Below are 22,132 nucleotides of genomic sequence, written 5' to 3'. Positions count from 1 at the left end.
GTGAAGTAATGAGTAAAGTTAAAATAATTCCACTTGGTGGCGTTCGAGAAAATGGTAAAAATATGTATGTCGTTGAAGTGGATGATGATCTATTTATTTTTGATTCTGGATTAATGTATCCAGAAAATGGCTTATTAGGGATTGATATTGTAATTCCTGATTTTAGTTATTTGAGAGAAAATAAAGAACGAATTGTAGGTGTTTTCTTAACACATGGGCATGCAGATGCAATTGGTGCATTACCATACTTTGTGAGTGAATTTGATGTGCCTGTTTTTGGATCAGAATTAACAATTGCATTAGCAAAAATTAATATTGAAAATGATCCTAAGGCAAGTAAATTTTCTGATTTTCACGTTGTTAATGATCAGACTGAGATTGATTTTGGTAAAACGACAATTTCATTCTTTAAAACGACCCATTCAATTCCTGAATCATTAGGAATCGTTTTAGGTACTGATGAAGGGCAGATTGTTTATACAGGTGATTTTAAGTTCGATCAAGCTGCGGCACCAGTTTACCAAACAGATTTTGGACGTTTAGCTGAGATTGGTAAGAATGGTGTTTTAGCGTTATTAAGTGATTCAGCTAATGCTGAGAACCCATTCCCAACAGTCAATGAAAGTGCAATTGACGAATACATTAATGAAACATTTGAATATCAAAAAGGTCGTATTATTGTTGCCTGTGTGGCATCAAATATATTACGAGTACAACAGATACTAAATGCTGCAAAGGAAAGTCATCGAAAGGTTATATTAACAGGACACGATGTTGAAAAAATCGTTAAAACAGCTATGGATTTGAAGAAATTAGTTCTTCCTGATGAAAATTTAATTGTTCCAATGAGTGATATTAGCAAATATGACGATGATCAACTAATTATATTGGAAACAGGTAAAATGGGTGAACCTTTAAAATCATTACAGCGAATGGCTTTAAATCAACATTCAACTGTTAATATTCATGAAGGAGATCTTGTTTTCATTACGACAACAACGTCAAAAGCTATGGAAACTAATGTGGCAAAGACAAGAGATCTCATTTACCGAGCAGGAGCTGATGTGAAAGCAATTTCTGATGAATTAAATTCTTCAGGTCATGCTGGTCAAAATGATTTACAACTAATGATCAATTTAATGAAACCAAAATACCTGGTTCCAATTCAAGGTGAATATCGATTACTTGCGGCACATGCTGATTTAGCACATACATTAGGAATGCCATATGATCATATCTTTATTACTGGTAAGGGTGATGTTTTAAGTTATTCTGAAGGAAAAATGAATTTAGGATCGCAAGTTGAAGCAGGAAATACCATGATTGATGGTATTGGTGTTGGTGATATTGGAAATATTGTACTGAGAGATCGTAAAATACTTTCTGAAGATGGTATTTTTATTGCAGTCGTCACAATTGATCGTAAAAAGAAAAAAATCATAAACAAGCCTAAAATTACATCAAGAGGATTTGTTTATACAAAAACGAGCCTTGATTTAATTGAAAAGAGTGCTGAAATTGTGTCAGAAACAGTACAAGATAATTTGAACAATAAAGAATTTGATTGGGGACATTTAAAACAAGATGTTCGTGAAAAAATGAGTCATTTCCTATATGAACAAACAAAACGACGTCCAGTTATTTTACCTGTTATTATGGAAATTAATCAGTATCATAGAAAATCAACAAAGTCTAAAGAAGTTAAACCGGCGGAAACAAAAAATAACGAAAAATAATCAAAAAGGGATAACACAAATGTTGTTATCCCTTTTTTTAGAATAAATAGAGGATATTATGGCAGAAATTATTCCGTTTCCCGACCAAGAGAAACAAAATTATCAGTTAGCAAAAAAGGCTGTAAGTGACAAAAATTATCAACTAGCATCACAATTATTCACAAAAAATTATGATGGTCATCGTAGTTTTAAAAATAATAAATTATTGGTTAATTCTCTAGTTTTGGATGCTCAATTTCAAGAAGCGTTAATTATCGCTGACGAATTTTATAGCGATTACTTAAAACGTGGGGATCAATTTGCAGTTTATTTAAATATACTGTTAAAAAACAATAAATTTATTCGAGCTTGGCAATTGGTTAAAGAGCAACCTTTTGCCACATCACTAGTTTTGGATGCTGAAAATGAATGCCGTGAAAAATTCGATAAACAACTTAGACAAAATGAACGTCAATTTGCACACTTAGGTTCAGTGGACTTTTTTGGACAGCAACAAATTGTTCAAAGTGGACTGGTACTACCTAAAAATGAATTCTTAGATGCTTGTCAAAAAATATTTATGGATAAAGACGTACATCCAATTATAAAATCAAGTCTATTGCAAGAGGTACAAAAGATACCTAATAATATTGAAATAATAAACTATTTATGGGTTGATGGAACTCAGAAAAAAATTGACGTAAAAAAATTAGTTGCAAATGAAAATGAACCTGTATTACTGACAATTAATCAATTAACAAAAAATGATGAGGGAACTATTGATGTACAAATGAATAATTCTTTAAATCATATGTTAAATTTAAAATTGGGGATGATTTATCCTTTTGCAAGTGATTTTTTGGGTATTGAGAAAGAATGGATTGAATTAGTAAAAAGTGAGTTAGGTATGGAATCCACTTTTAAAAGGACTGAAAATTTAACGTATATGGTTGAATTAAATGCATTACTTTCGAAAGAATTAACTGAAATTATGAATTAATGATTAGGTAAAGCTAGCCGTTTACAGTAATCTATGATATTCTAATAAAGAATCCAAAATTTCACTTAGATTTAGTTGTATGAGCGTAGATTTAACCAGGTTATTTTAAGACGAGATAAAAAGTTTCAGTATTCTTTAAATAGGTATTTACAAAACTCTAAACAGTCTATATAATATTTTAAGGATTCTTCTTTATTTGATGATAATGTATTTTGTTATTAAATAAAGAAGTAGTATAATAAAAACAAAGAATCATCAGGGTTAGATTTTCTAAAACTGTTTTATTCTTACAAAAACACTAGGAGGCTCTTATTCATGGCAAAAGAACATTACGAACGAACAAAACCCCATGTTAATATTGGTACTATTGGACATGTCGATCATGGGAAGACAACTTTAACAGCTGCAATTAGTAAAGTATTATCAGACAACGGTTTCGGTGAAGCAGCAGATTTCGCTTCAATCGATGCTGCACCTGAAGAACGTGAACGTGGTATTACTATCAATACTGCCCATGTTGAATACGAAACAGCTGCACGTCATTACGCACATATCGATGCTCCAGGACATGCTGATTACGTTAAAAACATGATCACTGGTGCTGCACAAATGGATGGTGCTATCTTAGTTGTAGCCGCAACTGATGGCCCTATGCCTCAAACACGTGAACATATCTTACTTGCTCGCCAAGTTGGTGTTGATTACCTTATCGTGTTCTTAAACAAAACTGATTTGGTTGATGATGAAGAATTATTAGACCTTGTAGAAATGGAAGTTCGTGAATTATTAAGCGAATATGATTTCCCAGGCGATGATATTCCTGTTATCCGTGGTTCAGCTCTTAAAGCCCTTGAAGGCGATCCAGAAGCTGTAAAACAAGTTGAATTATTAATGGATACTGTTGATTCATACATCCCAACACCAGTTCGTCCTACAGACCAACCATTCTTAATGCCAGTTGAAGATGTATTTACAATTACTGGTCGTGGAACTGTTGCTTCAGGTCGTATCGATCGTGGTACAGTTAAAGTCGGAGACGATATTGAAATTGTTGGTTTACATGAAGATGTTCTTAAAACAACAGTTACAGGTATCGAAATGTTCCGTAAAACACTTGACGAAGGTGAAGCCGGCGATAACGTTGGTGCTTTACTCCGTGGTGTTGATCGCGAACAAATCGAACGTGGACAAGTTCTTGCACAACCTGGTTCAATCAAAACTCACAAATTATTCAAAGGCGAAGTTTATATCCTTTCTAAGGAAGAAGGTGGACGTCATACTCCATTCTTCTCAAACTACCGTCCTCAATTCTTCTTCCATACAACTGATGTTACTGGTGTTATTGAATTACCAGAAGGTGTAGAAATGGTTATGCCTGGTGATAACGTTACATTTACAGTATCATTAATCGCCCCAGTTGCTATTGAAAAAGGTCTTAAATTTACTGTTCGTGAAGGTGGCCGTACTGTTGGTGCCGGAGTCGTTTCAGAAATTGATGATTAATTTTTAATTAATTAAAAAAAGAAATTCGGAAAGCTTTTGCTTTTCGAATTTTTTTTTATAACCATTTACAATCTAGTAATGATACGGTAAAATAGACAAGTATATAAATAGTACGAATATAAAATTTTTGTTCTACCGGAGGGAAAACAATGTCAGCAAAATTTGAAAAAACAGGTAAAAACAATGGAGAAATAACATTCGAAATTGAAACTGATAAAATTAAAGAAGGATTGGAAAAAGCTTTCTTAAAAGTTAAGAAAGATTTAACTGTTCCTGGATTCCGTAAAGGAAAAGTTTCACGTCAAGTATTTAACAGAATGTATGGTGAAGAATCATTATACGAAGATGCTTTAAACATTCTATTGCCAGAAGCATACGAAAAGGCACTTGAAGAAGTTAAAGTATCACCCGTTGATCAACCTGATATTAACATTGATAGTTTAGAAAAAGATTCTACATGGGTCCTTAAAGCTAAAGTTACACTTCAACCAGAAGTTGAATTAGGTGACTATAAAGGATTAACTGTTCCTAAACAATCACGTCGAGTAACTAAAAAAGACGTAGAAGATAGTTTAGAAGCAAAACGTCAACAACAAGCTGAACTTGTACTTAAAGAAGACGAAGCAGCTATTTCTGGCGACACTGTTATCATTGATTTTGAAGGTAAAGTTGATGGCGTTGCATTTGATGGTGGAAAATCAGAAAATTATACTCTTGAATTAGGTTCAAATTCATTTATTCCTGGATTTGAAGACCAATTGGTAGGACATAAAGCTGGAGAGGATGTTGACGTAAAAGTTACATTCCCTGAAGATTACCAAGCTGAAGACTTACGTGGTAAAGAAGCAGTATTTGCTGTTAAAGTTCATGAAGTCAAAGGCAAAGAACTTCCAGAAATGGATGATGAATTTGCTAAAGATGTTGATGAAGAAGTTAATACGCTTGAAGAATTACAAGCAAAAACAAAAGATCAAATTAAAGAAACAAAAGAAGCTGCAGCTAAGGAAGCAATTCAAGATGCAGCAATTGAATTAGCAGTTGATAATGCTAAAGTTGATGAAATTCCTAATTCAATGATTGAAGAAGATGTTCATCGCCAAATGGATCAATACCTTGCAAATATGCAACAACAAGGAATTGACACAAAGATGTACTTCCAATTAACAGGAACAAGTGAAGACGATTTACACAAACAATTTGAAGAAGGCGCAGAACGTCGTGTTAAAACAAATCTTGTGTTAGAAGCTATCGTTGCCGCTGAAAAAATTGAACCTTCTGAAGAAGAAGTTTCATCTGAAATATCAAACTTAGCAGAACAATATGGTATGGAAGAAGAAGCAGTTCGTTCTGCTCTTTCAGACGATATGGTAAAACATGATATTGCTATCAAGAAAGTTGTTGACGAGTTAGCTGACTCAGCAGTTGAAGAAGCAAAAATGAAAAAATAAATAATTAATCGGATATTTTGATTAATCATTTTGAATGAATGAGATTGAAGCGAGTTTATTAGCTTCAATCTTTTTTGTTAAATACATTTGAACGTAAATATTCGCGAAATATTGCTTTATTTGGTACTATAGGTATGCATAAAGTAAAAGATGAGAAGAAAAATACGAGGTGGTAAAATGTTCGAAAATACTGAAGAAGGCGGACCCGTAAATTGTTCTTTTTGCGGTAAGTCACAAGATCAAGTAATGAAAATCGTTGCTGGACCTGGTGTTTATATTTGTAATGAATGTGTTGATTTATGTAAGGAAATTATCGACGAGGAATTCAGGGAACAAATGGATTCTGAACCATTACTTGTATTAAAACCACAAGCAATTATGAATAAATTGAATGATTATGTAATTGGGCAAGATCAATCTAAAAAAACGTTGTCAGTTGCGGTTTATAATCATTATAAACGAGTTAATCATATGCTTGAAGTTGACGAAGATAATGACGAAACAGAATTACAAAAAAGTAATATTTGTTTAGTTGGTCCTACGGGATCAGGTAAGACATATTTAGCACAAAGTTTAGCTAAAATTTTAAACGTACCATTTGCTATTGCAGATGCCACTACTTTAACTGAGGCTGGATATGTTGGTGAAGATGTTGAAAATATCCTTTTAAAATTATTGCAAAGTGCAGATTATGATGTTGCAAAAGCTGAAAAAGGAATTATCTACATTGATGAAATCGATAAAATTGCTAAGAAGAGTGAGAATGTTTCAATCACACGTGATGTATCAGGTGAGGGTGTTCAACAGGCACTTTTAAAGATTCTTGAAGGTACTATTGCAAGTGTTCCGCCTCAAGGTGGACGTAAACACCCACAACAAGAATTAATTCAAATAGATACTAAGAATATTTTATTTATTGTTGGTGGGGCATTTGCTGGAATTGAAACAATGGTCAAAAATCGATTAGGCGATAAAACGATTGGTTTCGGTGCTGAATCCAATTCTGAAACTATTGATGAACAAAATAGTGTTATGCAACAAATTATTCCAGAAGATTTATTAAAATTTGGATTAATTCCTGAATTTGTTGGTCGTTTACCAATTATGACAGCTTTAGAAGAATTAAAAGAAGAAGATTTAGTTCGAATTTTAACGGAACCTAAAAATGCATTGGTTAAACAATATACAAAACTTGTTGAATTAGATGGTGTGACGCTTGAATTCGAACCTGAGGCATTGTCACGAGTTGCCGAACTTGCTATTAAGCGAGATACTGGGGCACGAGGTTTGCGATCTATTATTGAAGAAACAATGCGTGATGTTATGTTTGATATTCCAAGCCAAGAAGACATCGAGCGCGTAATTATCACTAAAGCAACAGTTGATCAAACTGATGGTCCTGTAATAATTAAAGGGAGCAAGAAAGCAGCATCTTAAAGTCTTGTTAGAGTATAGTCATTTAAAGACTGTCAAATATAGTGAGTACACTCTAAAAAAAAGACATAGTAATGAATATAAATGTAGTATAATGAATTTAAGGTTAATAATTTTAATAAATAATAAAGGGTGGACGTCATGAATAAAACAATAAAAAAAGCGATTTTGTTCGGATTTTCTGGGGTATTGTTGGGTGGACTTGGGTTATTCAATAAGTCTGTTGAAGCTAAGGCTCCTGCAAATAATATTGGGTACAGTGTTCAAAGTATTCAATCTGATAAACAAGTTAAAGCTAGTTTGAAACAATCATACTTTGATTTGAAATTGGATGCTAAGGAAAAAGAAACGATTTCAGTTAAAATCTTTAATTCATCAGACAAAGCATTAAAAATTCGTAATGCTGTTTATACAGCATCTACAAATGATAATGGTCAGCTTGAATATGCAAAAGAATTAGCAAAAAAGAATATTGATAAATCAATGAAATATCCTTTAGCTTCACTTACTAAGTTAGATTCAGGTAGTGTCGTAACAGTTCCTGCTAAAGGAAGTAAAATCGTTAAGGCTACAATTACTATGCCAAAAGATAGTTTCAACGGTGTTTTGTTAGGTAGCTGGTATTTTGAAAAAGTTGATAATTCAACTAAAGAAACAAGTAATAAAAAAGGGATTTCAATTTCAAATGCATATTCATATGCAATTGGAATTAAAATTTTAGAGAAGAAGACGGTTGAACCAAATATGAATTTATTATCAGTTAAAGCTGGTATGAGAAACTATCGTAAAGGTGTATTCCCTGTATTCCAAAACGATAAAGCCGTAATTATTCCTAAATTAACAATTAAATCTGAAATTATGAAAAAGGGTTCAACAGATGTTTTAGAAAATACAACATTAAAGAACCTATCAATGGCTCCTAATTCAAATTTCAAATTCCCAATGCTTTATGACAAGGGTCAATTAGAAGCTGGAGACTACACATTAAAGGCTGTAGCAACAAGTGGTAAAAACACTTGGAAATTCAATAAAAACTTCACAATTACAAATGATGATGCAAGTAAGTACAACAAAGATGCTATTGGAGATCCACAAAAAGCAACAAATCCGCTATGGTATGTTGCTTTAGGTCTTGGTCTCGCAATCCTAGTGATACTAATCTTTTTCCTTATTAAAAGATATGTTGATAAGAAAAAAGCTGATAAGTAAGTATTTAATATTATTATTTATTTTATTTTTCAGTATGCTCGTGACACTTAAAAGTGTGTCTGCAGACATAACGTATGGGTACAGTACGTTACCTAATACGGTTAACAAATATGTTAAGAAAAATAATTCAGAATTTGCAATTTATTCTGATAGTAATAATAGAGAATCACCTTATTTGCAAATAATCGCAACTGATGGATTGACACCATCATGGCAATTGAAAGGTAGGCTACAATATAAGTCAAACGATATTGTACATGTTGACTTATTTCGGCCAAAGTTACAGTCTGGATTAAAGAATATGCCAAGAACTTATGGTGATCTAATTTCTGGAGATTCAACTAATATAACAGCAAATGCTAAAGATAGTAGTGGGGAATATTTATTTTATTGGCCCAATACTTTAATTCAGATTTTGACAACGCATGTGGTAACATATTCGGAAGTACAAATAATTTGGATTATCCAAACGGCAGCAACAAAATAAAAGCTTTACAACATCGAATTATTTAATTCATGTTGTAAAGCTTTTTGATTCAGATTAAGTTACATTAACACATTTTTATATGGTAAAATGGTTTGAGTATTGAAAGGAAGGTGTTTAATATGGATGTTCATAATGTTGAACTTGTTATGAGTGCCGTTGCACCAGCACAGTATCCAACAGATGGTATTCCTGAGATTGCACTGTCAGGACGTTCTAATGTTGGAAAATCATCATTAATAAATACGTTAATAAATCGTAAAAGTTATGCGAGAACTTCTAGTCAGCCTGGAAAAACGCAAACATTGAACTTTTATAACGTGGAACAAAAATTATTTTTCGTAGATGTTCCAGGATATGGATATGCAAAAGTGTCAAAAACAGAACGTGCAAAGTGGGGACAAATGATTGAAACCTATTTAGCAGAACGTACTTCTTTAAGAGGGGTCATTTCATTAGTTGATGCTCGACATGAGCCAACAAAATTAGATGTTCAAATGGTTGATTTTCTTCACTATTACGATATTCCTGTATTGGTTGTTGCGACAAAGAGCGACAAAATTTCTCGTGGTAAGTGGAATCAACATGAGAGTATCATAAGACGTTCATTGTCTTTGACACCTGAAGATGATTTTGTTTTATTTTCGGCTCAAGACAAATCTGGAAAAGAAGAGATTTGGCAATGGATTGAAAGTCATACAGAACTAGGAGAAAAAAATGGAATTTAATGAATATCAAGAAGCAGCAAATCGCACATTATATGGAACTGAACAAGTTTTAACAAATTGTGCATTAGGTGTTGCGGCTGAAGGTGGACAATTAGTTGATTTAATTAAAGATTATACTTTTAAAGGTCGAGAATTAGATAAAGTGAAATTAACTAAAGAAATGGGAGATGTACTTTGGTATTTATCCCAAATTGCTGAATGGGCCGATATTGAATTTGATGATGTTGCAAGAGATAATATTTTAAAATTAAATAAACGTTACCCAGATGGATTTAAAAAATAAAAAAATTCAGATAAGTTTATAACTTATCTGAATTTTTTTATTTTTTAGGTTTCGATTCTTTAACATCAGAACTAGGCTTCTCTTCCGTTTCTGAAGACTTAAGTTCAACTTTAGCAGGATCTTTAGGGTCAAGTGCAAATTTATCAAATAAACTTTCCAAGTTATCTTGGCGTTGGATTTTTAAGCTCATAATTGTAGCCTCCTTATGTAAATATAGAATAACAGTTTATTAAAATGAATACAAGACAACTGATTAATGCATAAAAAGCGCTTTAAATAACTTTTATATGTATAAAGTCATTTATTATATGTATTTAATTGCATAAAAAATCTTTGTAGCATATAATCGATTTATTCACTAATAAGAGAAATTAAAAAAGAGGAGTAAATTGATGCAAATAAATAAAAAATGGTTTATAGGTATATTAATCGCATTTTTCATGATGTTAGTTGGTAGTAATCAAGTAAGTGCTGCAACTGGTAACTCTTTACAGAATGTTAAGGATAAGGGAACGTTAGTACTTGGAACAAGTCCAGATTATCCACCCTATGAATTTCAAACAACAGTTAATGGCGATGATAAAATCGTTGGATTTGATATTTCAATTGCACAAAAAATTGCTAAAGACATTGGAGTTAAGTTAGTAATTAAGAAAATGGATTTTGACTCATTACTTGTTGGCTTAGAAACTAATAAAATTGATATGGTTATTTCAGGTATGAATCCGTCGGATGATCGTAAAAAAAGTATTGATTTTTCAGATGTTTATTACAATGGAAAACAAATGATGTTGGTTAATAAGACTGATGAAGATAAATATAAGACTTTAAATGATTTTTCTGGGCTATCAGTTGGGGCTCAAACTGGATCGCTTCAATATACAATGAGTAAAGAACAAATAAAAAATGTGAATATTAAAGGGTTGGCTAAAGTAACCGATTTAATTTTAGCGCTTAAAAGTGGTAAGGTAGCGGGTGTTGCCATGGAAGAACCAACTGCTAAAGCATACGCACAAAATGATAGTTCATTAGCAGTTGTTAATCCTGGATTTATCTCAGCGCCTGATGCAAGGGGAGCTGCAGCCGGATTTGCAAAGAATTCCGATACTTTGGTGGCAGCTGTAAATAAGTCTATTAAAGAAATTAAAAAGAAAAATTTAATAAATACGACATATTTACCTGAGGCTAGTAATTATTTAACAAAAAATACATCGGATAACACAATGATTCACTATTGGAAATATTTTGCCAAAGGAATTGGTTATACTTTATTAATAACGGCGGTTTCAGTTATTGTTGGTGTTATATTAGGAACGTTGCTAGCACTCATGCGTTTGGGCAAAAATAAAGTGATTAAAGTAATTGCAGTATCCTACATTGAATTTGTTCGTGGAACGCCTCTAATGATTCAAGTGATGTTTGTGTACTTCGGTATTGGAATGTTAGTAAATATTCCAGCGCTAATTGCAGGTATTATTGCTGTATCGCTTAATTCAGGCGCATATATAGCTGAAGTAATACGATCGGGAATCTCTTCTGTTGATGATGGACAAATGGAAGCAGCAAGAAGTTTGGGGCTTTCACAGAAAGAGACGTATCAGTCTGTTATTATTCCACAAGCACTAAAAAATATTTGGCCAGCTCTGGGAAATGAATTTATAACATTAATAAAAGAAAGTTCAATTGTTTCTATTATTGGTGTGACTGATTTAATTTATCAGATGAAAATGGTTCAATCAGCTACTTATAAAGGTATTGCGCCTATCTTTGTTGCAATGTTAATTTACTTTGTTTTAACATTTAGCTTATCTAAATTATTAAATTACTTTGAAGGGAAGATGAAGCATGTCTAAAATTATTGAAGTTAATAAATTAAGAAAATCCTTTGGAAAAAATGATGTTTTAAAAGATATTTCTGAATCAGTTGATAAAGGACAGGTTATCTGTGTGATTGGACCATCAGGATCTGGTAAAAGTACCTTTTTACGTTGTCTGAATCTACTTGAAGTTCCTACATCAGGGGATATTTTATTCGAAGGTGAAAATTTAACAAGTTTAAATGAAAAAGACTTAAATCAATTGAGAGAAAAAATGGGGATGGTTTTTCAAGGTTTTAATTTGTTTCCAAATATGAATGTAATTGAGAATATAAAATTGGCTCCCATGAAAGTTAAAAATATATCAGATAAAGAGTCAGCTGATATAGCTACCAATTTATTAGAAAAAGTTGGATTAGCAGATAAGGCACTACAATATCCAGATAGTTTATCTGGTGGTCAAAAGCAACGAGTTGCGATTGCCAGAGCATTAGCCATGGATCCAGAAGTACTCTTATTCGATGAGCCAACTTCAGCATTAGATCCTGAAATGGTCGGAGAAGTACTTAAAGTTATGAAAACGTTGGCTAGTGACGGAATGACGATGGTAGTTGTGACACATGAAATGGGTTTTGCTAGAGAAGTAGCAGATCAAATTTGGTTCATGGATCAAGGATATATTCAAGAAAAAGGACGTCCAGAAGATGTTTTTGATCATCCGACGTCAGAACGTGCGCAAGATTTTTTATCAAAGATATTGTAAAAAAATAGATTTCAGATAGACTCCCGTCTATTTGGAATCTATTTTCTTTATTCAAACGCTTGTTCGGGGTATAATTAAAGCATATATTAACGTAAAGAAGGTGCCTCGATTGGCTTCAGAGCATATCGAAAATAAATTAGCATTATTACCAGCATTACCAGGATGCTATATCATGAAAAATTTAAATAGTCAGATTATTTATGTTGGGAAAGCAAAAAATTTAAAAAATCGGGTGCGTTCTTACTTCAAAAGTGCGCATGATGGAAAAACAGCTAAATTGGTTTCTCAAATTGTTGATTTTGAAACAATTATTACATCCACTGATAAAGAAGCATTTCTGTTGGAAATTACTTTAATTCAAAAACATCAGCCGTATTATAATATAAAATTAAAGAAAGGTACTGGATATCCATATATTAAAATTACAAATGAAAAAGACCCAATGATGCAAATCGTTAGTCAGGTTAATAAGGACGGTGGATTTTATTTTGGTCCTTATCCAAATGTTTATGCAGCTCAGGAAACATTGCAGTTTTTACAAAAAGTTTATCCTTTAAGAAGATGCAATGGATTTCAGAAGCGACCATGTTTGTATTATCATATGGGGCAATGTTTAGGCTCTTGTTTTAAAGAAGTTCCGCATGAAAAATATGAGGCTCAAATAAAAAAAATCAAATCATTTTTAAATGGTAATGTGATTGTAGCAAAACAAAAACTAAAAAAAGAAATGAGTAAGGCAGCGGATGAAATGTTATTTGAACGTGCCGCTGAATTACGTGATCAAATTCATTTTATTGAAGTTACTGTTGAAAAACAAAAAATCATTTCAAATGATAATACACCTAGAGATTTGTTTAATTTCTATCTGGATAAAGGTTGGTTGTCAATTCAAGTTTTCTTTATTAGGCAAGCACGATTAATGAAGCGAGAAAAAAGACTTTTTCCAATTGTAACAACGGCTGAAGAAGAAATGGCAACTTTTATCCTTCAGTTTTATAATCGAAAAAATAATGTGTTACCAAAAGAAATATTAGTTCCAGCAGGAATTGATACAGATATCTTATCTGATATCTTACAAGTACCAATTCGGACACCACAACGTGGGCAAAAAAGTGAACTTTTAAAATTAGCTAAAAAAAATGCTCGCTTAGTTCTTGAAGAAAAATTCAGATTACTAGAATTAGATGGGCGCAAAACAACTGGTGCCATGAAAGAAATTACAGACGCTATGGGGATTCCAGAAGGTCATCGAATAGAATCTTTTGATCACTCACATATACAAGGGACTGATCTGGTATCAGCCATGGTTAGTTTTATTGATGGTAAACCTGAGAAGAGCGAATATCGCAAATATAAGTTGAATACAGTTGATCATGCGGATGAAGCAGCAAGTACACGTGAAGTTGTTCGCCGACGTTATACACGTCTTTTGAAGGAAGGTAAGCCTATGCCAGATTTAATTTTAATGGATGGTGCTGAAATACAAATAGAAGCTGCAAAAGACGTTTTAAGTAATGAATTAGATTTAATGATTCCAGTAGCGGGGATGGTTAAAAATAACAAGCATAAAACATCTGATTTAATGTTTGGTGATGCTGATCAAAGACTATCATTGGATCCAAAGAGTGAAGGGTTTTACCTTTTACAAAGGATTCAAGATGAAGTCCATCGATTTGCCATTACCTTTCATCGTCAAGTTCATTCAAAGAACTCACTTAGTTCTCGTTTAGATTCTATCCAGGGTGTTGGGCCAAAAACCAAAACGAAATTGTTAAAAGAATTTGGGTCGATGAAACATATTAAAGACGCTTCAATGGAAGAGTTACAAGGATTAGGTATTTCAAAGACAGTCGCACAAACAATAAAATTATCATTATAAATTTACAAAAGGAGTCCTTAATGACAGAGATTTATGTCATTAAGGACTCCTTTTTATTTTAAAATAAAGAAGAGCTATCAGGTATTATCCTGATAGCTCTTCAAAGTTAAACGAATTATTTCTTATTTTCTTTTGCAACTGGACGCCAGATACCGAGGATAATCCCTGCAACTGCAGCACCAATTAAAACAGAAAGTAAGTAGAACGTTTTATTTGTAGCTAAGGCAATTACCCAAAGACCACCATGAGGTGCAGGAACAGAGACGTTCCAGAATTGACTTAAACCACCACCGATTGCAGCACCAATTACACTTGATGTAATGACGTGTAATGGATCTGCTGCTGCGTAAGGAATAGCACCTTCAGTAATAAATGAAATACCAAGAATGTAGTTTGACAAACCGGCTTTTCTTTCATCTTCAGAAAATTTATTTTTCCAGAATGTTGATGCAATAGCTATTGCAAGTGGAGGAATCATACCACCAACCATAACAGCAGCCATCATTTTACCATCACCAGTAGAAGTGAAGACACCAATTGAGAATGTATAAGCTGCTTTGTTAAATGGACCACCCATATCGATAGCCATCATAGCAGCAAGAATTGTACCGATTAAGACGGCATTGGCTGTTCCCATATGAGTTAAGAAATCTGACAAGACATGATTAATTTGTGCGAAGATAGGATTAACCATAAAGAACATAATCGCGCCGACAATTAATAAGGATAAAATAGGGTAGATTAGGATAGGTTTCATCCCATCTAGTGATTTTGGTAAGTTTTTAAAGAGTTTTTTAAGACCGACAATAACATAACCGGCAATAAAACCAGCTGCTAAACCACCTAAGAAACCAGAAACAGATTCAGTTTTAATAACATTTGCGGCAGCAAAGTTAGCCATGTAACCACCAACAATACCAGGCATAAGGGCAGGACGATCACCAATACTCATAGCAATAAAACCGGCTAAGATAGGTACTAAGAAAGCAAATGCATAATTACCAATTCCATTTAAGAAGATAAAAGTTTGTGAACTTGAGCCACCGGGAACGTATTGTTCAACGATGAATGAGAGTGCCATTAAGATACCGCCACCAACAACAAATGGTAACATGTGTGATACACCGTTCATTAAGTTCTTATAAATTTCATTCCAAACACTACCAGAGGTTTCTTCATCATTTTCAGCAGCGTCGGTTCCTTTAGCATGATAAATAGGTGCTTTTCCGTTTACTGCGGCAGTAATCAATTCTTCGGCTTTTTTAATACCATCGGTAACAGGACGGTTAATTAAAGGTTTGCCATCGAAACGATCCATAGCAACTTTTTTATCAGCGGCGACAATGACACCAGACGCACGTTTAATTTCTTCGTCAGTTAAACGATGCTTAATACCTTCTGAGCCATTTGTTTCAACTTTAATGTCAACGCCCATCTCTTCAGCTTGTTTGATGAGGGCAGCTTCAGCCATATAAGTATGAGCGATACCAGTAGGGCAGGCTGTTACAGCGACCACGTATGGATTACCTGATGGTTTAACATCAGTGTTTTTAGCAGCAAGTTGTGCAGCAGCTTCTTTTGCTTCTTTTTCATTTTCAGCGGCAGTGAAGGCAGCTTGAACCTCATCTGGAGTTGTGACTGTTTTTAATTTATCAACTAAATCGGGATTAATTAATAGACTTGATAAAGCAGCTAATGCTTGTAAATGGGCATCGTTTGCACCTTCAGGAGCAGCAATCATGAAAAATAAAAATGTAGGTTGACCATCAAGTGAATCATAGTCAAGTCCTGCTTTACTTTTAGCAAATAGGACAGTAGCACGTTTAACAGCTTTATTTTTTGCATGTGGCATGGCAATACCTTCACCGATACCAGTAGTTGATTGTGCTTCACGTTTTAGAATGTCTTGTTTGTAAAGTTCCTCATCATCAATCACGCCAGCCTCAAAGTATTTATGTACCATTTCATCAATTGCTTCGGCTTTTGTTGTTGCTTGAAGATCCATAATCATGACATCTTTAAGTAATAATTCATTTAAGTCCATAGTGTAAAACTCCTTTTATAATAGTTAGATTTTCTTAATATCAATTTGTGGTAAAATTTCGTTAATTTTTTCAATAGTTGCAATATCTTCAGAAAATGCAGTTGCGGAGCCACAAGCTAGTCCATATTTAAAACTTTCAATAGGATCATTAGTTTTTGCAAAGGTACCTGTAAAACCAGCAATCATTGAATCGCCAGCACCAACTGAATTAATAACAGTCCCTTTAGGCGCATTACTTTGGTAAACAGCATCTTTAGTAATCAATAGGCCGCCATCGCCAGCCATTGAAATTAAAACATGTTGTGCACCTAATTCTAATAATTTTTGACCATATTTCACAATATCGTTGATACCGTTTAAAGTAACATTGAATAATTCGGCTAATTCATGGTGATTTGGTTTCACGACGAGAGGTTTTTCACTAATTGTTTTCAATAGTGCTTCACCAGTTGTATCAATAACAAATTGTGCGCCTTTAGAACGAATTACTTTAATTAATTCATAATAAAAATCTTGAGATAGGTTAGGAACTAAACTACCAGCTAAAATGACAGTATCATCAGACGTCAATGTTTCAAATTGCTCATTGAATAGTTTAAGTTCATCATCTGATATTAGAGGACCCTTACCATTTATTTCGGTTTCTTGGTCAGCTTTTATTTTAATATTAATTCTAGAATCAGCTTTTATTTTTGTAAATTGAGTATCTAGGTGATTAGCTATCATAGCTGACTTAATAAATTCACCTGTGAATCCACCAATAAAACCAAGTGCTTTATTAGGTTGATTCAATTCATTTAAAATTCGGGAAACGTTTATACCTTTACCACCTGGTAATTTTGTATCATAATCCATCCGATTAACTTCGCCAAGCGTTAACTTATCTAGTTGAACGATGTAATCAATAGAAGGATTTAAAGTTACTGTGTAAATCATTGTTGTACCTCCAAAATTTTTGTTTGTGTTTTATAATTTTCAGAATCAGTTACCGGCAATTTATCAGTGATAATTGTAGCCTGATTAAGATCTGCAACTTTAATGAATGAAACTTGGTTAAATTTTGATTTGTCGGCTAAAACATAAGTTTGTCGACTTTGATGAATTGCGGCCAGTTTAACTGCGGCTTCTTCAGGATCTGGTGTGCTAAATCCAAATTTATTGTTAATTGAATTAATACCGAGAAAGACTAAATCAAATTGAAGGTTCTTGATTGATTTAATACTATCAGCTCCCACAATAGCCTTTGTATTAGCTTTAACTTGACCACCGATGACGATTGTTCTAATATCATTTTCAGAAAGAGAAAGTGCATGATTAACACCGTTTGTAACAACAGTTAGATTGTTAACTAACTTAAGATAGGGAATCATTGCGAAAGTTGTACTACCAGCATCAAGAAAAATCACATTATTAGGTTTGATTAAATTTGCAGCAGCTTTAGCAACTGCTATTTTATTTGGCGTATTTAATGAAAATTTTTCTTCTAAATTTGCTTCAACTTTTAATGATTGGATGCTTTGTGCACCACCATGAACTCTTACTAATTCACCATCAGTTTCAAGCTGCTGTAAATCGCGTCGAACAGTTGATTCTGAGACATTTAATTTATGACAAATATCTTGTAACTTAATATAACCATGTTTGTCAATTTCAGAAATAATATATTGGCACCTTTCAATTGTAAGCACTTTCTCAACTCCTTATAAATAAAATACCACCAAAAACATTCAAAATCAACCAAAAACATTCAAAAATACCAAAAAAATTTGAAATATGAGAAATTGGCTTGAATTTTTAAAAGAGTTAAGTAAATACATAGACAAATGACTTTTTCTTCTTTAAAATAGTAAGTTAGTAGTCAACGGAAAGAATAGGTGATCGTATGTTTATAGATCAAGTTACAATTGAAATAAAAGCAGGTAAAGGTGGCGACGGGATGGTAGCGTTCCGTCGAGAAAAATATGTACCTAATGGTGGACCAGCCGGTGGTGATGGTGGCCGTGGTGGTAGTATTGTATTTGAAGTAGATGAAGGATTAAGAACTTTAATGGATTTTAGATACAGTAAACATTTTAGAGCTGAATCTGGTGAAAAAGGAATGATTAAAGGGATGCACGGACATGGTGCACCTGATAAAAGAGTTCAAGTACCAGAAGGAACAACAATTAAAGATGCTGAAACAGGAGCAGTAATCGCTGATCTCGTTCATAAAGGAGATTATGCTGTTGTTGCCAAGGGTGGTCGAGGTGGTCGTGGCAATATTAGATTTGCTAGTCCTAAAAATCCAGCTCCAGAAATTTCTGAAAATGGTGAACCTGGAGTAGAACGTAAAATTCAACTTGAATTAAAAGTTTTAGCTGATGTTGGGTTAGTTGGATTTCCATCTGTCGGTAAGTCAACGCTTCTTTCAGTTGTGACAAGTGCCAAACCTAAAATTGCAGATTATCATTTTACAACGTTATCACCTAATTTAGGGATGGTTCGTTTAGATGATAACCGTGATTTTGTTATTGCTGATTTACCCGGATTGATTGAAGGGGCTTCAGTTGGCGTTGGATTAGGAATTCAATTTTTACGTCATATTGAGCGGACACGTGTTATTCTTCATTTAGTTGATATGAATCCTGAAGAAGGTCGTGATCCGTTTGACGACTATCTTAAGATTAATAAAGAATTAAAAAATTATGACCCTGAATTACTTGAACGTCCGCAATTAATTGTGGCAAGTAAGATGGATATGCCAGGGGCTGCAGAACAGTTAGAAGCATTTAAAAAACAATTGGCAGAAGATTCTACAGTGGAAGAAACACCTCGTGTATTTTCTACTTCTTCTATTACTCGTGAGGGACTACAAACCTTAATGAATGTAGCTGGTGATTTATTGGAAGAAACACCAATGTTCCCAGCACTAAACTTGAAAGAACAAGAAGCACAACAAAAAATCTATGATTTCGAAAAAGAACAAGAAAAATCTGCACCTGATTTTGTTATTAATAGGGATGAAGATTTAACTTGGGTTCTTTCTGGAGAAAAATTAGAACGTCTATACCAAATGACAAATATGGACCGAGACGAAAGTTTGATGCGTTTTGCACGTCAACTTCGTGGTATGGGTGTCGATGATGCTTTACGTGAACGTGGTGCTAAAAGTGGGGATATAGTGAGAATTGATAAATTCTCATTTGAGTTCGTTGAATAATTCGGAATATTAATAATTTACGGTTACGCTATCAGCAAATAAAAGGGTAATTTATATAAGATAAGAGGAGAACGGAACAAGATGGATAAGAAAAAAAGATTAAAAAAAGCCAGATATATTACTGGCTTTGATGGCGTGAGGACATTGGCTGTTATTGGGGTTATCCTTTATCACCTCGTGCCATCTAGTCTACAAGGTGGATACTTAGGTGTACCGATATTTTTTGTTGTATCGGGTTACTTGATTACTGATTTACTTAATCAGGAATGGGAACAAAATAAAAAAATTGATGTTCTAGGCTTTTATATTCGACGGGTTCGACGACTTTATCCAGCGTTATTGACGATGTTGATTGCAACTATTGCCTATATAACACTATTTCAAAGAGAGTTATTGAAAAATATTCAAGAAATTTTCGCATCAAATTTGTTATATGTTTATAATTGGTTTCAAGTTTTGCACAAAGAATCATATTTTGATCATTTCGGGACGCCATCACCATTTACGCATCTTTGGTCGCTATCAATTGAAGGTCAGTACTATTTTTTCTGGCCTATTATAGTGGCGTTGCTAATTGTGTTTTTAAAACGAAAAGAACGGATTTTTAATCTTATCTTTATCTTAGCTTTTATTTCCGCATTAGCGATGGCCTTCTTGTATAAAGCAGGATCTGATCCAAGTCGTGTCTATTATGGAACGGATACAAGAATGTTTTCAATTTTATTGGGGTCAGCACTTTCATTTATTTGGCCAAGCAGTTCTTTAAAAAAGGAAATTTCAAAAAAAGGCCGATTTGTTTTAGATGCGTTAGGTATAGTATCGCTCATAACAATTATTAGTTTGTTTTTGACTATGTCAGATCAAAGTTCGCTTGTTTATCGTGGAGGGATGTTTTTCTTTTCAGTTTTAGTTATGATTTTTGTAGCTACAATTGCACATCCTGGAGCGGATATGAACAAAATTATGACAAATCCTGTTTTTACTTGGGTTGGTAAGAGAAGTTATGGCATTTACCTATATCAATTTCCAATAATGGTATTCTATGAGTCAAAGATTCAGAGTATAGGTGATCATCCATGGCTAAACGCGCTAATTGAAATATCTATCATTTTATTAGTGAGTGATTTGTCATATCGATTCTTAGAAAGACCTCTACAAAGATTTAATTATAAACAAACATTTACATTTATTAAAGAAACCTTTACAAAGGATATTAAAAAAACTCGTCAAAAATTTTCTATTATTGTGGGTGCATTAATAATTGGTATAGCGTTGTTTGGAATAATTAACGGACCAAGTCTTTCAATTACTGGAGTGAATGCTTTACAGAATACTATTAGTGAGAATGCTAAAGTAGCTGATAAAAAGAATGCTGACGCATTAAAAAAACCGAGCTCGTCTAGTTCTAAGAAAAAACAATCAAGTAGCAAAAGTGCTTCTAAAACTAGTTCTTCAAAAGTAGTTGCTGAAAAACAAAGCCCAACATCATTAACAAAGGCTGAGACAAAAAAAGCCTCAAGCGTATATGCAACGGCAATTGGTGATTCTGTATTGGCAGATGGAGAAAACATATTACAAGATGATTTCCCACATATGTATGTTGATGCAAAAGTCGGTCGTCAGGTATATACAGCTGCTGATGATATTAGGTTGTTGGCTAAGCAAGGTAAACTTCAAGATAACGTTGTTATTGGTTTAGGGACAAATAGTCCATTTACAACCGATCAGTTTGACGATATTATGAGTGCAGTTGGTTCGGGGAAACAAGTTTACTGGATTAATGTACATGTCCCAACAAGGCGTTGGGAAGGTACCGTTAATAGCATGTTGGAGACACAAAAGAAAAAATATTCAAATTTGCATATAATTGATTGGTATTCATATAGTAAGGATCATACAGAGTGGTTTTATGATGATAATGTTCATCCAGATCCCGATGGTTCAAAGTATTATGCAACGTATATTGCAAGACAATTAATTAAAAATATGTAAAATACTTAAGAAGCCCTACAAACTATGGTTTGTAGGGCTTCTTATTTTTGGGTCTGCGTCAAATAGTGTTGGTGAGACGATAAACGTCTAATTTAATTAAGGGAAATCCAAAAGGATTTCCTTTTTTTAGTTATGAATTAATAAAATTCTTTCAAATAGATGATGCCAGTTTCTGAAACCGTAACAGCTACGTTTAAGTGTTTTAATTTTTCGGTTAAGTCCCTCTATAGGGCCATTTGAATATGGTGAAGATAAACTATTTTTAATATAATGCTGATTCTTTTTAAAAGTGGTTATTACAGTATCCATTTCACTGTTATTAGGTTGATAGTCTTCTAATAACTGAGTTAAATTAGAAGTGTCGGCTTTATTGATAGCTAATAAAATATCTTGATATGTTTCATAGACTTTTTTGAAGTTAGAACTTTGTTCTAATCCTAAATCAACAACATTCTGTTGCGTCATATATTCTTTCGTACTAAAAAAATAAACAGATTTTGAACTTTCTAGTTCTGTTTCTTGTTTGTGAAAAAGGCGCCACTGAGTTTTTAAAGCTTTGTAATAATCCCTTTATGGTTGTCAGATGAAATAATATAATTTCATCCGATAATCATGGAGGGATTTTTGTATGTCC

Annotated in this window: 18 protein-coding genes and 1 pseudogene; 14 read left to right on the top strand and 5 right to left on the bottom strand. The window is 33.3% G+C overall.

Annotated features, from left to right (window positions below):
• The first annotated feature begins 8 nt into the window (after nucleotides 1–8).
• From AC1RPY_RS05260 to AC1RPY_RS05220, 9 genes are all read left to right on the top strand, one after another.
• On the top strand, nucleotides 9–1,736 hold the full coding sequence (locus tag AC1RPY_RS05260) for a ribonuclease J (protein WP_409022408.1): 1,728 nt from the start codon (nucleotides 9–11) through the stop codon (nucleotides 1,734–1,736).
• A gap of 58 nt (nucleotides 1,737–1,794) precedes the next feature.
• Nucleotides 1,795–2,715 (top strand): hypothetical protein, encoded by a 921-nt coding sequence (locus AC1RPY_RS05255; protein ID WP_481761712.1) that lies wholly within the window; start codon nucleotides 1,795–1,797, stop codon nucleotides 2,713–2,715.
• 315 nt (nucleotides 2,716–3,030) lie between these two features.
• The gene (gene tuf, locus AC1RPY_RS05250) at nucleotides 3,031–4,218 is read left to right on the top strand and encodes an elongation factor Tu (protein WP_409022410.1); all 1,188 of its coding nucleotides are present in this window, start codon (nucleotides 3,031–3,033) and stop codon (nucleotides 4,216–4,218) included.
• Nucleotides 4,219–4,367: 149 nt separating this feature from the next.
• A complete protein-coding gene (tig, locus tag AC1RPY_RS05245; protein ID WP_409022411.1) occupies nucleotides 4,368–5,666 on the top strand; it encodes a trigger factor in 1,299 nt (432 codons plus the stop codon).
• Nucleotides 5,667–5,843: 177 nt separating this feature from the next.
• Nucleotides 5,844–7,103 carry an ATP-dependent Clp protease ATP-binding subunit ClpX gene (gene clpX / locus AC1RPY_RS05240; RefSeq protein WP_409022412.1) on the top strand — a complete coding sequence of 420 codons (1,260 nt, stop codon included), beginning with the start codon at nucleotides 5,844–5,846 and terminating at the stop codon, nucleotides 7,101–7,103.
• Between the two features lie 138 nt (nucleotides 7,104–7,241).
• On the top strand, nucleotides 7,242–8,309 hold the full coding sequence (locus AC1RPY_RS05235; RefSeq protein ID WP_409022413.1) for a WxLIP family cell surface protein: 1,068 nt from the start codon (nucleotides 7,242–7,244) through the stop codon (nucleotides 8,307–8,309).
• 55 nt (nucleotides 8,310–8,364) lie between these two features.
• Nucleotides 8,365–8,796, top strand: a complete 432-nt coding sequence (locus AC1RPY_RS05230) for a hypothetical protein (protein WP_481762411.1) — start codon at nucleotides 8,365–8,367, stop codon at nucleotides 8,794–8,796.
• Between the two features lie 119 nt (nucleotides 8,797–8,915).
• Nucleotides 8,916–9,521, top strand: coding sequence for a ribosome biogenesis GTP-binding protein YihA/YsxC (gene yihA, locus AC1RPY_RS05225; RefSeq protein ID WP_481761714.1), 606 nt, complete (start codon nucleotides 8,916–8,918; stop codon nucleotides 9,519–9,521).
• On the top strand, nucleotides 9,511–9,804 hold the full coding sequence (locus tag AC1RPY_RS05220; RefSeq protein ID WP_409022416.1) for a nucleoside triphosphate pyrophosphohydrolase family protein: 294 nt from the start codon (nucleotides 9,511–9,513) through the stop codon (nucleotides 9,802–9,804). Before yihA ends, AC1RPY_RS05220 begins: the two co-directional genes overlap by 11 nt.
• A 37-nt stretch (nucleotides 9,805–9,841) precedes the next feature.
• Here AC1RPY_RS05220 and AC1RPY_RS05215 read toward each other — a convergent pair whose 3' ends face one another.
• Nucleotides 9,842–9,994 carry an SPJ_0845 family protein gene (locus AC1RPY_RS05215; protein WP_409022417.1) on the bottom strand — a complete coding sequence of 51 codons (153 nt, stop codon included), beginning with the start codon at nucleotides 9,992–9,994 and terminating at the stop codon, nucleotides 9,842–9,844.
• Nucleotides 9,995–10,196: 202 nt separating this feature from the next.
• On the opposite strand from AC1RPY_RS05215, the gene AC1RPY_RS05210 reads away from it, so the two are divergent.
• The 3 genes from AC1RPY_RS05210 (at nucleotide 10,197) to uvrC (ending at nucleotide 14,263) form a co-directional block, all read left to right on the top strand.
• Entirely contained in the window at nucleotides 10,197–11,657 is a 1,461-nt protein-coding gene (locus AC1RPY_RS05210; protein ID WP_481761715.1) for an ABC transporter substrate-binding protein/permease, read from the top strand.
• Nucleotides 11,650–12,384 (top strand): amino acid ABC transporter ATP-binding protein, encoded by a 735-nt coding sequence (locus AC1RPY_RS05205; protein WP_409022419.1) that lies wholly within the window; start codon nucleotides 11,650–11,652, stop codon nucleotides 12,382–12,384. The genes AC1RPY_RS05210 and AC1RPY_RS05205 overlap by 8 nt, the downstream gene beginning before the upstream one ends.
• A gap of 109 nt (nucleotides 12,385–12,493) precedes the next feature.
• Nucleotides 12,494–14,263, top strand: a complete 1,770-nt coding sequence (uvrC, locus tag AC1RPY_RS05200; protein ID WP_481761716.1) for an excinuclease ABC subunit UvrC — start codon at nucleotides 12,494–12,496, stop codon at nucleotides 14,261–14,263.
• 115 nt (nucleotides 14,264–14,378) lie between these two features.
• Here the strand turns inward: uvrC and AC1RPY_RS05195 are convergent, their stop codons facing one another.
• Genes AC1RPY_RS05195 through AC1RPY_RS05185 form a run of 3 tightly spaced genes read right to left on the bottom strand, consistent with a single transcriptional unit; the run spans nucleotide 14,379 to nucleotide 17,995 of the window.
• The gene (locus AC1RPY_RS05195) at nucleotides 14,379–16,307 is read right to left on the bottom strand and encodes a PTS fructose transporter subunit IIABC (protein ID WP_409022421.1); all 1,929 of its coding nucleotides are present in this window, start codon (nucleotides 16,305–16,307) and stop codon (nucleotides 14,379–14,381) included.
• A gap of 24 nt (nucleotides 16,308–16,331) precedes the next feature.
• Nucleotides 16,332–17,243: a 1-phosphofructokinase gene (pfkB, locus tag AC1RPY_RS05190; protein WP_481761717.1), complete on the bottom strand. Its 912-nt coding sequence runs from the start codon at nucleotides 17,241–17,243 to the stop codon at nucleotides 16,332–16,334.
• Nucleotides 17,240–17,995 carry a DeoR/GlpR family DNA-binding transcription regulator gene (locus tag AC1RPY_RS05185; RefSeq protein WP_481761718.1) on the bottom strand — a complete coding sequence of 252 codons (756 nt, stop codon included), beginning with the start codon at nucleotides 17,993–17,995 and terminating at the stop codon, nucleotides 17,240–17,242. Before AC1RPY_RS05185 ends, pfkB begins: the two co-directional genes overlap by 4 nt.
• 194 nt (nucleotides 17,996–18,189) lie before the next feature.
• On the opposite strand from AC1RPY_RS05185, the gene obgE reads away from it, so the two are divergent.
• On the top strand, nucleotides 18,190–19,506 hold the full coding sequence (obgE, locus tag AC1RPY_RS05180; RefSeq protein WP_409022424.1) for a GTPase ObgE: 1,317 nt from the start codon (nucleotides 18,190–18,192) through the stop codon (nucleotides 19,504–19,506).
• Between the two features lie 81 nt (nucleotides 19,507–19,587).
• A complete protein-coding gene (locus AC1RPY_RS05175; protein WP_481761719.1) occupies nucleotides 19,588–21,498 on the top strand; it encodes an acyltransferase family protein in 1,911 nt (636 codons plus the stop codon).
• Nucleotides 21,499–21,624: 126 nt separating this feature from the next.
• Here AC1RPY_RS05175 and AC1RPY_RS05170 read toward each other — a convergent pair.
• A pseudogene (locus AC1RPY_RS05170) lies at nucleotides 21,625–22,047 on the bottom strand (transposase); the annotation flags it as partial.
• Between the last annotated feature and the right edge of the window lie 85 nt (nucleotides 22,048–22,132).

Source organism: Dellaglioa sp. CoH-56-MRSF-12 (genome assembly GCF_056782075.1).
This window is presented reverse-complemented; position numbering and strand designations above follow the sequence as displayed.

Coding starts and splice junctions, on each gene's coding strand:
- AC1RPY_RS05260 (WP_409022408.1), top strand. CDS start 9: ATGAGTAAAGTTAAAATAATTCCACTTGGTGGCGTTCGAGAAAATGGT.
- AC1RPY_RS05255 (WP_481761712.1), top strand. CDS start 1,795: ATGGCAGAAATTATTCCGTTTCCCGACCAAGAGAAACAAAATTATCAG.
- tuf (WP_409022410.1), top strand. CDS start 3,031: ATGGCAAAAGAACATTACGAACGAACAAAACCCCATGTTAATATTGGT.
- tig (WP_409022411.1), top strand. CDS start 4,368: ATGTCAGCAAAATTTGAAAAAACAGGTAAAAACAATGGAGAAATAACA.
- clpX (WP_409022412.1), top strand. CDS start 5,844: ATGTTCGAAAATACTGAAGAAGGCGGACCCGTAAATTGTTCTTTTTGC.
- AC1RPY_RS05235 (WP_409022413.1), top strand. CDS start 7,242: ATGAATAAAACAATAAAAAAAGCGATTTTGTTCGGATTTTCTGGGGTA.
- yihA (WP_481761714.1), top strand. CDS start 8,916: ATGGATGTTCATAATGTTGAACTTGTTATGAGTGCCGTTGCACCAGCA.
- AC1RPY_RS05220 (WP_409022416.1), top strand. CDS start 9,511: ATGGAATTTAATGAATATCAAGAAGCAGCAAATCGCACATTATATGGA.
- AC1RPY_RS05215 (WP_409022417.1), bottom strand. CDS start 9,994: ATGAGCTTAAAAATCCAACGCCAAGATAACTTGGAAAGTTTATTTGAT.
- AC1RPY_RS05210 (WP_481761715.1), top strand. CDS start 10,197: ATGCAAATAAATAAAAAATGGTTTATAGGTATATTAATCGCATTTTTC.
- AC1RPY_RS05205 (WP_409022419.1), top strand. CDS start 11,650: ATGTCTAAAATTATTGAAGTTAATAAATTAAGAAAATCCTTTGGAAAA.
- AC1RPY_RS05195 (WP_409022421.1), bottom strand. CDS start 16,307: ATGGACTTAAATGAATTATTACTTAAAGATGTCATGATTATGGATCTT.
- pfkB (WP_481761717.1), bottom strand. CDS start 17,243: ATGATTTACACAGTAACTTTAAATCCTTCTATTGATTACATCGTTCAA.
- obgE (WP_409022424.1), top strand. CDS start 18,190: ATGTTTATAGATCAAGTTACAATTGAAATAAAAGCAGGTAAAGGTGGC.
- AC1RPY_RS05175 (WP_481761719.1), top strand. CDS start 19,588: ATGGATAAGAAAAAAAGATTAAAAAAAGCCAGATATATTACTGGCTTT.